12 protein-coding genes are annotated in these 13,869 nt (G+C 73.5%); 7 read left to right on the top strand and 5 right to left on the bottom strand.

The features are described 5' to 3' along the window. Positions 1-6: 6 nt before the first annotated feature. Complete coding sequence (locus ACFY9V_RS01845; protein WP_391158729.1) at positions 7-1,311, bottom strand: HTTM domain-containing protein; 1,305 nt, start codon at positions 1,309-1,311, stop codon at positions 7-9. Beyond that, the gene (locus ACFY9V_RS01850; protein ID WP_355336715.1) at positions 1,308-1,973 is read right to left on the bottom strand and encodes a DUF5819 family protein; all 666 of its coding nucleotides are present in this window, start codon (positions 1,971-1,973) and stop codon (positions 1,308-1,310) included. Before ACFY9V_RS01850 ends, ACFY9V_RS01845 begins: the two co-directional genes overlap by 4 nt. A 299-nt stretch (positions 1,974-2,272) precedes the next feature. Between ACFY9V_RS01850 and paaA the strand changes: the two genes are divergently transcribed. The 6 genes from paaA to ACFY9V_RS01880 are packed head-to-tail and all read left to right on the top strand — an operon-like array spanning position 2,273 to position 7,172. Beyond that, positions 2,273-3,256 carry a 1,2-phenylacetyl-CoA epoxidase subunit PaaA gene (gene paaA, locus ACFY9V_RS01855; RefSeq protein WP_391041937.1) on the top strand — a complete coding sequence of 328 codons (984 nt, stop codon included), beginning with the start codon at positions 2,273-2,275 and terminating at the stop codon, positions 3,254-3,256. Then, positions 3,253-3,549, top strand: a complete 297-nt coding sequence (paaB, locus tag ACFY9V_RS01860; RefSeq protein ID WP_188279883.1) for a 1,2-phenylacetyl-CoA epoxidase subunit PaaB — start codon at positions 3,253-3,255, stop codon at positions 3,547-3,549. Before paaA ends, paaB begins: the two co-directional genes overlap by 4 nt. Further along, positions 3,546-4,358, top strand: coding sequence for a 1,2-phenylacetyl-CoA epoxidase subunit PaaC (gene paaC / locus ACFY9V_RS01865; RefSeq protein WP_391158733.1), 813 nt, complete (start codon positions 3,546-3,548; stop codon positions 4,356-4,358). Before paaB ends, paaC begins: the two co-directional genes overlap by 4 nt. Continuing rightward, positions 4,352-4,885, top strand: a complete 534-nt coding sequence (gene paaD / locus ACFY9V_RS01870) for a 1,2-phenylacetyl-CoA epoxidase subunit PaaD (RefSeq protein WP_391041941.1) — start codon at positions 4,352-4,354, stop codon at positions 4,883-4,885. Before paaC ends, paaD begins: the two co-directional genes overlap by 7 nt. Then, on the top strand, positions 4,886-5,968 hold the full coding sequence (locus tag ACFY9V_RS01875; RefSeq protein ID WP_391158735.1) for a 2Fe-2S iron-sulfur cluster-binding protein: 1,083 nt from the start codon (positions 4,886-4,888) through the stop codon (positions 5,966-5,968). Between the two features lie 49 nt (positions 5,969-6,017). Continuing rightward, positions 6,018-7,172 carry an acyl-CoA dehydrogenase family protein gene (locus ACFY9V_RS01880; protein WP_391158737.1) on the top strand — a complete coding sequence of 385 codons (1,155 nt, stop codon included), beginning with the start codon at positions 6,018-6,020 and terminating at the stop codon, positions 7,170-7,172. A gap of 15 nt (positions 7,173-7,187) precedes the next feature. Here the strand turns inward: ACFY9V_RS01880 and ACFY9V_RS01885 are convergent, their stop codons facing one another. The 3 genes from ACFY9V_RS01885 to ACFY9V_RS01895 all read right to left on the bottom strand — a co-directional run bounded on the left by ACFY9V_RS01885 (position 7,188) and on the right by ACFY9V_RS01895 (position 10,319). After that, positions 7,188-7,520, bottom strand: coding sequence for a rhodanese-like domain-containing protein (locus ACFY9V_RS01885; protein WP_355336710.1), 333 nt, complete (start codon positions 7,518-7,520; stop codon positions 7,188-7,190). A gap of 220 nt (positions 7,521-7,740) precedes the next feature. Then, on the bottom strand, positions 7,741-8,565 hold the full coding sequence (locus ACFY9V_RS01890) for a hypothetical protein (protein ID WP_355336709.1): 825 nt from the start codon (positions 8,563-8,565) through the stop codon (positions 7,741-7,743). A gap of 233 nt (positions 8,566-8,798) precedes the next feature. Further along, a complete protein-coding gene (locus ACFY9V_RS01895) occupies positions 8,799-10,319 on the bottom strand; it encodes a DUF2252 family protein (RefSeq protein ID WP_391158739.1) in 1,521 nt (506 codons plus the stop codon). Between the two features lie 149 nt (positions 10,320-10,468). Here ACFY9V_RS01895 and ACFY9V_RS01900 point away from each other — a divergent pair, with 149 nt between their 5' ends. Further along, a complete protein-coding gene (locus ACFY9V_RS01900; RefSeq protein WP_391158742.1) occupies positions 10,469-13,834 on the top strand; it encodes a SpoIIE family protein phosphatase in 3,366 nt (1,121 codons plus the stop codon). The last annotated feature ends 35 nt before the right edge of the window (positions 13,835-13,869 follow it).

Below are 13,869 nucleotides of genomic sequence, written 5' to 3' on the forward strand. Positions count from 1 at the left end.
ATCACGTCATGTCACGGCGCTGGGCGGCGGTGGTCCCACCGCCGGTTCCCCCGGCCCGGCGGACGCGTCGTCGGGGGCGGTGCGCTGCCCGTGGACCACCGGCCGCGGGCGCGCGGCACCCGGCCGCAGCCGCCGTACGAGCCGGTCCCCGGCCCAGACCAGGAAGGCCGTCGGCAGGAACACCGCGTCGGCGGCGATCATCGCGAGCGAGAAGAAGGGCAGGCCGAGCACGACGGCGATCGAGGCGTGCTCCAGCATCATCGCGACCAGCAGCACGTTCTTCACCCGGCGGTTGAACAGGGTGAAGGGGAAGGCGACCTGGACGATGACCGTGCCGTAGGTGATGAGCATGACCATCAGCTCATTGCCCGCCAGGGCGTGCGACAGGGCGGGCCAGGGGGTGAAGTCGTCCAGATGGAGCGGGTAGTAGAGCGCGGTGCCGTCCTGCCAGCGGCTGCCCTGGATCTTGTACCAGCCCGCGGTGGAGTAGATCAGGCAGACCTCGGCGACGATCACGAGCATCGCGCCGTTGTGGATGACATTGGCGACGATGTCGAGCACGGTGCGCGGCTCGCCGGGCGCGACCCGCCGCACCGCCCACCACAGCGCCTGGACCAGCCAGAACAGCCAGAACAGCACCGCCCATCCGGTGCTGAGCTTGCCGAACAGCGTCGCCGCCACGAGCGCGAAGCCGAACACCGCCCACAGGGCGACGCCGACCGGATCGGCGCCCGGCTCCGCGTCGGACGCGGAAACGGCCGACGGTCCGGCACCCGCCTCGGCCGCCTCCCCGCGGGCCGCGCGGCGCCGGTCGAGCGACCAGACCTGGCCGCAGCGGGTGAAGACGAGGTAGATCGCCATCAGGTGGATGACGTTGTCGCCGCCGTCGCCCTCGAAGACGCTGCGGTTCTGGAGCGACAGCACGCCGATCATGAAGAACACCGAGGCGGTACGGGTCCGCCAGCCCAGGAGCAGCATCGCGCTGGCGACGATCGCGAAGGCGTAGACGCACTCGAACCAGGCGCGGCCGTCGTTCCACAGCAGCACGGTGAAGGCGTGGTTCCCGGCGACCAGCCGCTTGGCGAGGTCCCAGCTCCAGGGCGCGTCGGGGCCGTACAGCTCGGCGCGGTGCGGGAATTCGCGCAGCAGGAACAGCAGCCAGGTCAGCGAGAAGCCGATCCGGATGATCGCGCTCTGGTACGGGCCGATGGCCCGGCCGGTGATGGCGTTGATCCCCCGCGCGACGGCGCGGTCGAGTCCTTTGCCGAGTCCGGCGAACGGCGAGGGGACGAAGGAGGCGCGCGCGCTCACGATGCGTTCTCCTGACCGGCGGGCGCGGTGGTGACCGGCCACCAGGGCAGTTCCCGGTAGTAGGGCTGGGTGCCGGTCTGCTGCCCGTTGCCCGACGGCGGCGGGACCGCGGTGGTGGCGGAACGTGCCTGCACGCGGACGACGTCACCGCCGTTGAGCCGCGGGCCGAAACGCTCCTGCAAAATCCGCTGGAGATACGTACGGCTCATGTCGCTGCGGTCGCCGCCGGTGGGCTGCTCCTTGTCGTCGTGAGTGTCGGTGTAGAAGCTCCAGGCGCGGCGCAGCTCGTTCTGCTGGGTGTGACTGGGGGCGGGGTTGTGCCGCATCGCGGCGACGTCCATCGCGGTGAGGTCGACCCAGCCCGTGGTGGAGAGGCTGCCGTCGGGCTTGCGGACCTCGGCGCGGGCCTGCACATGGATGTTCTGTTGCAGCGGGTCGGGCGCGAACAGCTTCCAGTTCTGCTCGAACTCCGGATAGACGTAGTCGTCGACCGCCGCGCCGTGCTCCCTGCTGAGCGTGTTCGAGGGCGCGACGTGCAGGAACACCATGCCGAGGTGGTACAGCGCGCCCACGACGACCGCGCCGATCGCCAGGGCGACGGCTATGCGCGCGGGCGTGGACAGCGCCGCGGTCCGGGGCGGCGGCCCCTCGAATGACTCCATCGTCTCTCCGCTCTCACCCGTGCCGGGCACGCACGCCTGCCGGGCAGCACGCTACCCACCGCAGGTCCCGGCGGGGACCATACCGAGTTATCCACAGGCGTGGGAGGTGGCCTTGACACCCTTCGGCCCGCCACCGACCATGGAATGAACCGAACGATCGGTCGGTCGGTTGAGGAGTCGGCCGGCCGGTCGTCCGATGGAGCCGGTGACGGTGACGGGACGGGTGGTCGAGCCCGCGCCGAAGCCCGAGTGGCACGCCTGATGGCACCGATGACGGTGATGACGAAGGAGGGGTCCGCATGACGACGACGGCAGAGCCGGCGGCGACCGCAGGGGAGGCGGTGGCGGCAGGGCAGGACGCCTTCCTGGCCGCGTTCGACGCCGCGGTGGCCGAGGACGCCAGGATTGAGCCGCGGGACTGGATGCCGGACGCCTACCGCGCCACCCTCGTCCGCCAGATGGCCCAGCACGCGCACTCCGAAATCATCGGGATGCAGCCGGAGGCCAACTGGATCAGCCGCGCGCCCTCGCTGCGCCGCAAGGCGATCCTGATGGCCAAGGTGCAGGACGAGGCCGGGCACGGGCTCTATCTGTACAGCGCCGCGGAAACCCTCGGGGTCAGCCGCGAGGAGCTGCTCGACAAGCTGCACGCGGGCCGCCAGCGCTACTCCTCGATCTTCAACTACCCCACCCTGAGCTGGGCTGACGTCGGCGCCATCGGCTGGCTGGTGGACGGCGCCGCGATCACCAACCAGGTGCCGCTGTGCCGCTGCTCCTACGGTCCCTACGCCCGCGCGATGGTGCGGATCTGCAAGGAGGAGTCCTTCCACCAGCGGCAGGGCTACGAGCTGCTGCTGACGCTCAGCCGCGGCACCCCGGCGCAGCACGCGATGGCGCAGGACGCGGTGGACCGCTGGTGGTGGCCCTCGCTGATGATGTTCGGCCCGCCCGACGACGAGTCCGCGCACTCCGCCCAGTCCATGGCCTGGAAGATCAAGCGGCACTCCAACGACGAGCTGCGGCAGCGCTTCGTGGACATCTGCGTCCCGCAGGCCGAGGTGCTGGGGCTCACCCTCCCCGACCCCGACCTGCGGTGGAACGAGTCGCGGGGCGGCTACGACTACGGGGCGATCGACTGGACGGAGTTCCAGGAGGTGCTGCGCGGCAACGGGCCGTGCAATGAGGAGCGGATCGACCGGCGCCGCGCCGCACACGACAACGGCGCCTGGGTCCGGGAGGCGGCCACCGCATACGCGGCCAAGCACGGGGAGGCACGGGCATGACCGAGCAGACGGGCGGCGACTGGCCGCTGTGGGAGGTCTTCGTCCGCAGCCGCCGCGGCCTGAGCCACAGCCACGCGGGCAGCCTGCACGCGCCCGACGCGGAGATGGCGCTGCGCAACGCGCGGGATCTCTACACCCGGCGGGCCGAGGGCGTCTCGATCTGGGTGGTGCCGTCGTCCGCGGTCACCGCCTCCTCCCCCGACGAGAAGGACCCGTTCTTCGAGTCGGCCTCCGACAAGCCGTACCGGCACCCGACGTTCTACGAGATCCCGGAAGGGGTGAAGCACCTGTGAACACGGCACCGAACCCCGCACCGGGCCCGGCCTCGGCTACGGCTACGGCTACGGCCTCTTCTACGACCACGGCATCGGCCACCGCGGCGCGCCCCGCACGGGCCTCCGCCCCCGCCGCGCTCGCGCTGGGCGACGACGCGCTCGTGCTCGCCCAGCGGCTGGGGGAGTGGGCGGGGAACGCGCCGGTGCTTGAGGAGGACGTCGCCCTCACCAATATCGCGCTCGACCTGCTGGGGCAGGCCCGCACCCTGCTCTCGCTGGTCGGCGACGAGGACGAGCTGGCGTTCGGCCGCGAGGAGCACGAATTCCGCAATGTGCAGCTCGTGGAGCGGCCCAACGGGGACTTCGCCGAGACGATCGTTCGGCAGCTCTTCTTCTCCGTCCACCAGGAGCTGCTGTTCACCGCCCTGGCGGCCGGGGACGGCGAGCTGGCGCCGCTGGCCGCGAAAGCGGTGAAGGAGGTCGCCTACCACCGCGACCACGCCGAGCACTGGACGCTGCGGCTGGGCGACGGCACCGAGGAGAGTCACCGGCGCACGCAGCGCGCGGTGGACGGCCTGTGGCGCTACACCGGGGAGCTGTTCGAACCGCTCGACGGGCTCGGCACCGACCTTCCGGCGCTGCGCGAGCCGTGGCTGGAGCGCGTCACCGACGTCCTGCACCGGGCCACGCTGGAGATACCCCAGGGCGTCGACCGGACGCCGTGGTCGGCGGGGGCCGGACGGCAGGGTGTGCACACCGAGGCGTTCGGCCGGATGCTCGCCGAGATGCAGCACCTGCACCGCGCTCACCCGGGTGCGTCATGGTGACCGGAAGCGCGCCCGCCGCCGAGGCGACGAGCGCGCTGGAGAAGGAGCTGCTGCGGCTGGCCGGAGCCGTGCCGGATCCCGAGCTGCCGGTGATCTCGCTGGCCGAGCTGGGGGTGCTGCGCGACCTGCGGGTGACCGGGCCCGGCCGGGTCGAGGTCGAGCTGACGCCGACGTGGACGGGCTGCCCGGCACTGGACACGATGGCCACCGACATCACCGAGGTGCTGACCGAGCACGGCATGTCGGACGTCGAGGTGCGCACCGTGCTCTCCCCCGCCTGGTCGACCGACGCGATCAGCGCGGAGGGCCGCCGTAAGCTCGCCGAGCACGGTGTGGCGCCGCCGCGCCCGCTGGCCGGCGCGCGACCGGCGGGCGGCGGACCCGTCGCCGTGGAGCTGACCGTGCGCTGCCCGCACTGCGGCTCCACCGACACCCGGCTACTCAGCCCGTTCTCGTCCACCGCCTGCAAGGCGCTGCGCCGCTGCGAGTCCTGCCGCGAGCCCTTCGACCACTTCAAGGAGCTGTGAATGTTCCATCCGCTCCGGGTGACGGAGGTCAGCCCGCTCACGGACGACTCGGTGACCATCGCCTTCGAGGTCCCCGAGGAGCTGCGCGCGGAGTACCGGTACGCGCCGGGGCAGCACATAGCGGTCCGCCGGTTCGCCGACGGGGTGGAGATCCGCCGCACGTATTCGCTGTGCGACCCGGTGCTGCCCGAGGAGGGTTTCGGGAACGACGGCGTGGAGACCGGGCCGCGGACCCTGCGGGTGGGGGTGCGGCTGGTCGAGCAGGGGGAGTTCTCCACCTACGCGCTCAAGGAGCTGGCCGCGGGCGATGTGCTGGAGGTGATGACGCCCGCGGGGCGGTTCGTGCTGGAGCCGAGGCCGGGGCGGTTCGCCGCGGTGGTCGGCGGCAGCGGCATCACACCGGTGCTGTCGCAGATCGGCACCGCGCTGGCGCGTGAGCCGGGGGCGAGTTTCTGCCTGGTGCGCAGCGACCGTACGGCGGCGTCCACGATGTTCCTGGAGGAGGTCGCGGACCTCAAGGACCGCTGGCCCGACCGCTTCCACCTGGTGTCCGCGCTGTCCCGCGAGGAGCAGCAGGCGGGGCTGCCGTCGGGGCGGCTGGACGCGGAGCGGCTGACGGCGCTGCTCCCGGCGCTGATGCCGGTGGCGGCGGTGGACGGCTGGTATCTGTGCGGCCCGCTGGGACTGGTCGGCGCGGCCGAGCGGGCGCTGCGCACGCTGGGTGTCCCCCGGTCCCGCGTCCATCAGGAGATCTTCCATGTGGACGAGGTACCGGCGGCCGTCACCGCGGCCGAGCCGATACCCGGCGGCGGCACTGTACGGGCGACGCTCGACGGCCGTGGCGGTCAATGGCCGTCCCTGGCAGGGGAGTCGGTGCTGGAGACGGTGCTGCGCAACCGGTCGGACGCCCCGTACGCCTGCAAGGGCGGGGTCTGCGGGACCTGCCGGACGCGGCTGGTCAGCGGCGAGGTGCGGATGGACCGGAACTACGCGCTGGAGCCCGAGGAGACGGAGGCCGGATATGTGCTGGCCTGTCAGTCGCACCCGGTGACTTCCGTCGTCGAGGTGGACTTCGACGCCTGACCGCCCTAATCTGACGCATCGTCAGAATTGGTGGCGGGAGGAGCGGATCGTGGACTTCGGCTTCACCGAGGAGCAATTGGCGGCGGTCGAGGCGGCGAAGTCCGTCCTCTCCGGGGTGGCGGTGGACGGGGTGCCCAGCCCCGCGCTGACCCCCGGAGCGGTCGCCGAGGACTTCGACCGCGCGCTGTGGCGCAAGCTCGCCGACGGCGACCTGCTGAGCCTGACGCTGGACGAGGCGTACGGCGGGGCGGGGCTCGACCCCATCGCGCTCTGCCTCGTACTGCGCGAGGCGGGGCGGGTGCTGGCGCGGGTCCCGCTGCTGGAGAGCTGCGCCGGGGCGCTCGCCGTCCAGCGCTACGGCTCCGCGCCCCTGCGCGAACGGCTGCTGGCGGCGGCCGGTCGCGGCGAGACCGTCCTCACCGTCGCCGCCAACGGCCGCAGCGGGCACGACGGGGCCGAACTCGCCGTCCGGGCACAGCGGGTGGACATCGGCGGCACCGACGGCGGCGGCTTCGTGCTCGACGGGGTGCAGACCGGGGTGCCGTGGGCGCGGAGCTGCGACCTGGTGCTGGTGCCCGCGCACACGGCGGACGGCGCGGCGGTGGTGGCCGTCGTTCCCCTGGACGCGGACGGGGTGGCGCCGGCGGAGCAGGTCTCCACCAGCGGCGAGCGGTTCGCCGAGGTCACGCTGGACGGTGTGGGGGTGCCCGCGACGGATGTGCTGGACGCGGACGGCGCCTGGGAGTGGCTGCGGCAGGCGCTGACCGTCGGCACCTGCGCGCTGGCGCTCGGGCTGGGGGAGGCGGTGCTGGGGATGACCAGCGCGTACGCCTCGAAGCGGCAGCAGTTCGGGTATCCGATCGCCACGTTCCAGGCGGTCGCGGTGCAGTCCGCCGACCGTTACATCGACCTGCGGGCGATGGAGGCCACCTTGTGGCAGGCGGCCTGGCGGCTCAGCACCTCGGCGTCCGGACCCCTGCCGGTCGCGGGTGATGTGGCGGTGGCGAAGATCTGGGCGGCCGAGGGCGTCCGCAGGGTCGTACAGACCGCGCAGCACCTGCACGGCGGATTCGGCGCGGACACCGACTATCCGCTGCACCGGTACCACGCGTGGGCCAAGCAGTGGGAGCTGGCGCTGGGCCCGGCCGCGGCCCACGAGGAGGCGTTGGGCGACCTGATCGCCGCCCATCCGCTGACCACGTGACCCCTGCGGGGCTGCTTACAGGACGAAGCCGTCGCTCCCGCTGCCGTCCACCACCGGGCGGCCCGCGGCCTCCCAGTCGAGCATGCCGCCGCTGACGTTCACCGCGTCCACGCCCTGGGCGATCAGGTACTGCGCGACCTGGGCGGAGCGACCGCCGACGCGGCACACCACGTGCACCCGGCCGCCCTCCGGCACCTCACCGATCCGCGAGACGACCTCGCCCATCGGGATGTGCACGGCGCCCTCGGCGTGACCGGCCGCCCATTCCTCGTTCTCCCGCACGTCCAGCAGGATCGCGTCGGCCGGTACGGCGGCGGCATCCACCGCGGGCAGCTCAGAGCGGAACATCGGACGCGGCCTCCTGGGCACGAAATCGCGGCCCGCGAAACCGCGACCCGCTCACCTTGGCTCACCAGATCACTGGCTGACCCGAAAAAACCTACCTCAGCCCCCAACCACCCCCCGCCCCGCCCGATTCCCCGGGGTCCCCCCGCGCCCGCACCGGGACCGGGCCCGCAGGGGGCGTCCGGGCGGAAGCGCGGGTCGTGCGAGCGGGCCGCGGAGGGCGCTATTCGGGGTCGCGGACCAGTTCCGCCAGGCGGGCCTCGCGTTGGGCGACCTGGGTCAGGAGCTGTTCGGCGATCTCGTTGAGGAGGGCGTCGGGGTCGTCCGGGGAGAGCTTCATCATCTGGCCGATGGCGCTCTCGTCCAGCTCGACGGCGATGGCGGCCAGCTTCTCCTTGCGTTCGGCCAGCCACTCCAGCCGGGCGTAGAGGACCTCGGCCTCGCTCGGCAGCTCCTCGTCCGCGACGGGACCCGCGTCCCACTCCGCGGACAGGGCGCGCAGCGTGTCCTCGTCGGCGTAGGCGTACGCCTCGTTGACGCGGGCGATGAAGGCGCTGCGGCGCTCCTTCTCCTTCTCGTCCTGGGCGAGGTCGGGGTGCGCCTTGCGGGCCAGCTCGCGGTAGAGGCGCTGCGCCTCCTTGCCAGGGCGGACGCGGCGCGGCGGGTTCGGGTCGTCGACCGGCCGTACCCCGTCCGTGCCGAGCAGCCCGCCGAACAGCTCCTCGACGCCCGGCATCGGCATCACCAGCGCCCTGGCCTCCCAGGCGCGCTCGATGTCCTCCCGCTCACCGCTGTGGGCGGCGACGGCCTCCGCGACCAGCGCGTCCAGCTCGTCCAGCCGCGCGTACATCGGGCCGAGCCGCTGGTGGTGCAGCCGGGAGAAGTTCTCCACCTCGACCCGGAAGGTCTCGACCGCGATCTCGAATTCGATCAACGCCTGCTCAGCCGCGCGTACCGCCTTCGCCAGCCGATCCTGCGAGCCGGGCTCGGAGGGTCCGGCGAAGGTGGCGGAAGAGGCGGAGGACTCGGTTCCTGAGCTGTTCGTCACTCGGACAGCCTAGGCCCTGCACGGCCGATCTTCGCGGGGCCGCGGGGCGCGGCAGCGCCCGCCCGCCCGGATCACGCCACGGTGCCCCGCCCACCTGCGCCGACCCGCGCGCCCGCCCCCGTACGGGCTCGCACCGCCCGGCCCTGACACCGCCCTGACAACCCGGACGCCCCAGGCAACCCGGACGCCCCCGGCAACCCGGACACCCCGGACACCCCGGCCGGGGAACCCCCCTACACCCCCAGCTCCGCCGGCAGCCGCCCCGACCGGACCGCCGCCAGCAGCTCCGCGTGGTCCGCCTCCGTACGGTCCGCGTAGCCGACGGCGAAGTCCGCGACGGCCTCGTCCAGCGCCTCGCCCTTGCCGCAGTAGCCCGCGATCAGCCGGGGGTCGGCGCTGTGGGCGTGCGCCCTGGCCAGCAGGGCGCCGGTCATCCGCCCGTAGTCGTCGAGCAGGCCCGGCTCCAGCCCGGCGGGATCGACGCTGCCCTTGCGGTTCCTGAACTGCCGCACCTGGTACGGCACCGCGTCCACGTCCGTCCACCCCAGCAGGAAGTCGCTCACCACCTGCATACGTTTCTGGCCCAGCACCACTCTGCGGCCCTCGTGCCCCACCGGATCGGCCGGAAATCCGGCCTTGGCCACGTACGGCAGCAGCGCCGACGCCCTGGCCTCCTTGATCTGGAGCACCAGCGGCTCTCCCAGGTGGTCGAGGAGCAGCACCACGTACGAGCGGGTGCCGACGCTTCCGGTGCCGACGACGCGGAAGGCCACGTCGTGGACGGAGTAACGGGCGAGCAGCGGCAGCCGGTCCTCGCCGACCGTCCGCAGATAGCCGTCCAGGGCGCCCGCGACCGCCGTCGCCTCGCGGTCCGCGACCCGGCGCAGCACGGGCGGCGCGTCGGTGAAGCGCCGCCCGCCGCCGTCCACGGCCGCCGTGGCCTTCGCCGCGAATCTGGCGCTGGTGTTGGCCATGGCCTTCGCCGAGACCCGCTCGATCGTGCCGAGCAGGTCGCGGGCGTCGGCGTGGGTGACCAGTTCCTCGTCGGCGATGGCGTTCCACGCGTCGAGCACGGGCAGCGTCGCCAGCAGCCGCATCGTCCGCCGGTACGCGCCCACCGCGCCGTACGCCGCCGCCCGGCACACGTCCTCGGCCGCGCCCGCCTCCCGCCCGGCCAGCACCAGCGAGGCCGCGAGCCGTTTGACGTCCCACTCCCAGGGGCCGACGACGGTCTCGTCGAAGTCGTTGATGTCCATGACAAGACGGCCGCGGGCGTCGCCGTAGAGGCCGAAGTTCGCGGCGTGCGCGTCACCGCAGATCTGCGCGCCGACACCGGTCACCGGGCTGTCGGCGAGGTCGGCGGCCATCAGCCCGGCGGACCCGCGCAGGAAGGCGAAGGGGCTCGCGGCCATACGGCCGACGCGCAGCGGTATCAGCTCGGGTATCCGGCCCGCGTTGGAGTCGTGGACGGCCCGGAGCGCGGCCGAGGTCCAGGGCGCGGCCGAAGTCCAGGGGGCAGCCGAGGTCCGGGGCCCGGTCGAGGTCCGGGGCGCGGTCGAGGTCCGGGGCGCGGTCGCCGCGAGCGCGCCGGCCACCGCGGGGACGACGTCCGCCGTGTCGCGCCACATGCCGGAGGGCGGCCGGCCGTGCGCGGCGCGCGGCACCTTCTCCCGCAGCGCCTTCCCCGCCCGCTTCGGCGACGCCCCGTGCGGCCATCGCGCGAATCCCGCCACATGCGGCACTCTCGAATCCACCGGTCACCCTCCCCACCGCCCACGTCAACGGACGGACGCCAAATCCCCACCGCCGGGGGTAATCCGGCCAATAGGTCGACCCCGCACAGGGTTTCGTGCTTGCCTTGACGTCAGGACCCTACTCAGCGCCGAACCGCAGGTGCACGACGTTGGACGAGATCACCCGGCAGCCCGCAGCCAGCGACGCAGAACACCGGACGGACCGCTCCGCCCGCTACGAACAGCGCGAACAGCAGGACCTCCACGACCAACCGGAGCATCCGGAACCCCGGGCCGACGAGTCGGCACAGGCAGACCGGCCGCGCCAGGGCACCGAGCGGCACCCACGGCGCGGCCCCCATGCCTCCGACCACCCGCCGACCGGTGGCAGCGACACCAGCAGCCGTACGGAGGACGTCGATACGGACAGGGCCGGTACGGAGCACGCCGGTACGGACAGCGTCCGTACGAGCCTCGACGCGCCCCACAGCGCAGGTCACGACAGCGCGGGTCACGAAAGCGCGGGTCCCCACACGCGAGAGTCCGACGGCCAGGTTCCCCATGCCCAAGGCCCCAACGCCCCAGACCCCACCACCCAAGTCCCCGGCGGCCGGAGCGCCAACGGCCGGAGCCCGCTCGGCGACGGCCTCACCGGAGTGGCCGCCCTGCTACGCCTCGCCGTCCTCTGCGTCGACCCCGACGGCCGGATCTCGTACTGGAACCGCGGCGCGGAGGAGCTGTTCGGGCACCGCTGGGATCACGTCTTCGGCCACCGGGCCTCGGGGCTGCTGACACCCGCCCGGTCCGCCGCGGGCGCCGCGCGCACCTCGTCCTCGCCGCACCAGGACACCCTCGACCTGCTGGACGACCTCACGCAGCCCGCGTGGGCGGGCGCGCTCGCGGCCACCGACCGGGACGGCGCGCTGAAGGACGTCCTGTGGTGGACGTACCGCGTCGCCGAGCCGGGCGGACGCAGCCTGCTGGCCATCGCGGCGCACGCCAAACCGCTGCGCACGGGCGGCCTGCGGATCGCGCTCGGCGGTCGCTTACTCCCCTACACCGCGGAAGGCCCGCAGCGTCAGGACATCTCGGTGGCCGCCGTCCTGGGCAGCGTCGCCGACCCGGCGCAGGCGCTGGCCCTCGCGGCCCGGCTGGGCACCGTACTGCCCGGCGTCAGCGCGGGACGGCTCGACCGGCTCGTCCGGCAGATCGCGCCGCTCGGTCCCCCGGCGCTCGAAGTGGACGGCGGCACACGGCTCCCGGTCACCCCGCACGACTACGCCCGCATGGCCGCCGCCGCCCGCGCCGACCAGCAGGACCCGTCCCTGCGCAGGGAGTTGCTGCCCGGCCCGCGCCCCGGAGCGGAACACGGCCCCGGACCCGCACCCGCACCCGGCCCCGGACCCGCACCCGGACCCGGCCACGACCAGCCCCCCGACCAGACCCCCGGACACGCCGCCGCGTACGGCCCCGGCCGCGACCCCGAGTACGTCCACGGGGCGAACGGCGGCGCGGAGGCCGCCCCCGCAGGCGACCGTTCCAGCGCCTCGGCACTGACCGCCGTGCCCTTCGCCTCCCTCACCTCCCTGACCTCCGACCTCGGCCCCAACGGCTCGGCGGACGCCCTGACCGGCCAACAGCCGCTGTCCCCGACCGAGTTCACACCTGGTCTCGCCCCCGGCTTCGCGCCCGGCCTCGCCCCGGTCCTCAGCGGCCCGCCGTCCGTCCAGCCGCTCGGCACGCCACCGGGCCAGGCCCCCTTCGGCCAACCGCCCTACGGACAGGCCCCGTTCGGACCCGAACCCGGCGCCCCCGCGTCCGGCGCCCACCCGCTCGGCGGCCACGTACTCGGCCGCCCCTACGGCTCCCACCTGCCGGGCACCGCGCTGGACGAGCAGTTGGCGCTGCTGCGCGAGACCGGCGCGGTGGTCGGCTCCACGCTCGACCTCCAGACCACCGCCCGCGAGCTGTGCGCGGTGACCGTGCCGCGCTTCGCGGACTTCGCGGCCGTCCTGATCGTGGACCAGCTCTTCTCCGACTCCGAACCGCCCAAGGACGACCGCCCGGCCGCCACCGTGCTCGTCCGGCGCGTCGCCATCGCCCACGACGGACCGCCCGGACCGTGGGAAACGGCCCTGCCGGAGGGCGAGTTGCTCTCCCTCGCCGTCGACGGGATCGTGCCGCGGCTCGGCGATCACGTCCTCGTCCCCGTCGTGGACTCCTCGGTCGCACCCGACATAGCGCTCGACCTCGGCGTGCCCGCGCTCGGCCCGCTGCTGCCCGGACACTCGATGATCGTGGCGCCGCTCACCGCGCGCGGCACCGTACTGGGCCGGGTCTGCTTCCTGCGCGGCCCCGGCCGCCGCCCGTTCGACGCGCGGGACGCCGCCACGGCCACCGAGGTCGTCGCGCGCGGCGCCGTCCACATCGACAACGCCCGCCTGCACCGCCAGGAATCGCGCGCCGCCGCCACGCTGCAACGCTCGATGATGCCCACCCGGCCGCCGCGGATTCCCGGTGTCCGGATCGCACACCACTACATGCCAGGCGACCGGCAGGCCCAGGTCGGCGGCGACTGGTTCGACGCCATCCAACTGCCCGGCGGGCGCGTGGCGTTGATCGTCGGCGACGTGATGGGCCACGGCCTCCAGGCAGCGGCCGTGATGGGCCAGTTCCGTACGGCGGTCATCACCATGGCCGCCCTGGACCTGCCGCCCGCCCAGTTGCTGCGGCACCTGGACAACCTGGCGCACCGGCTCGGCACCGAACACCTCGCCACCTGCGTCTACGCCGTCTACGACCCGATCCACCGCAGCCTCACGCTCGCCAACGCCGGTCACATCCCGCCGGTCCTGGTCGGTTACGACGGGCGGGCCGAGCTGCTGGAGATCCCCGGCGGCGCGCCGATCGGCGTCGGCGGGGTGCCGTTCGAGACGGTGGAGATCCCGGTGCCCGACGGCAGTTGGCTGGTGCTGTGCACGGACGGCCTCGTCGAGGTGCGCGGCCAGGGCATAGACGCGGGGCTCGCCGCGCTGTGCGCCACCGTCATCGAGCCGGAGCAGACCCCCGAGGACGTCTGCGCGCAGATCCTCGCGCGCCTGCACTCGGAGGACCGCAGGGACGATGTGGCGCTGCTCGTCGCCCGGTTCGAGGGCATCGCACCGCGGGACGTGGCCGAGTGGACGCTGCGGCTCGACCACGCCGAGGTCGCCACCGCCCGCGACCTGACCCGCCGCCAGCTCGCCGCGTGGGGCCTCGAACGCCTCAGCGACACCACGGAGTTGCTGGTCAGCGAGCTGGTCACCAACGCGATCCGGGCCGCCTCGTACGAGGTCGAGCTACGGCTGATGCGGGTCGGGAAGCTGCTGGTCGAGGTCAGCGACGACAACCACAATCTGCCCCAGTTGCAGCGCGCGGACGCCGACGACGAGCAGGGGCGCGGGCTGGCGCTGGTGTCGAATCTGTCGCGGCGCTGGGGCACCAGCAGGAAGGCGGTCGGGAAGGTCGTCTGGTTCGAACTTCCGTTGCCCGCTTGATACCGTTGCGTCCCACAACGGCGCAGGTGGAGACG

This window comes from Streptomyces sp. NPDC008317, assembly GCF_042955955.1.
Classification (GTDB): domain Bacteria; phylum Actinomycetota; class Actinomycetes; order Streptomycetales; family Streptomycetaceae; genus Actinacidiphila.

Bases quoted from the DNA above. Each gene is read 5' to 3' on its own strand.
- paaD (WP_391041941.1), top strand. From the start codon at position 4,352: ATGGTGACCGGAAGCGCGCCCGCCGCCGAGGCGACGAGCGCGCTGGAG.
- ACFY9V_RS01850 (WP_355336715.1), bottom strand. From the start codon at position 1,973: ATGGAGTCATTCGAGGGGCCGCCGCCCCGGACCGCGGCGCTGTCCACG.
- ACFY9V_RS01875 (WP_391158735.1), top strand. From the start codon at position 4,886: ATGTTCCATCCGCTCCGGGTGACGGAGGTCAGCCCGCTCACGGACGAC.
- paaA (WP_391041937.1), top strand. From the start codon at position 2,273: ATGACGACGACGGCAGAGCCGGCGGCGACCGCAGGGGAGGCGGTGGCG.
- ACFY9V_RS01885 (WP_355336710.1), bottom strand. From the start codon at position 7,520: ATGTTCCGCTCTGAGCTGCCCGCGGTGGATGCCGCCGCCGTACCGGCC.
- paaB (WP_188279883.1), top strand. From the start codon at position 3,253: ATGACCGAGCAGACGGGCGGCGACTGGCCGCTGTGGGAGGTCTTCGTC.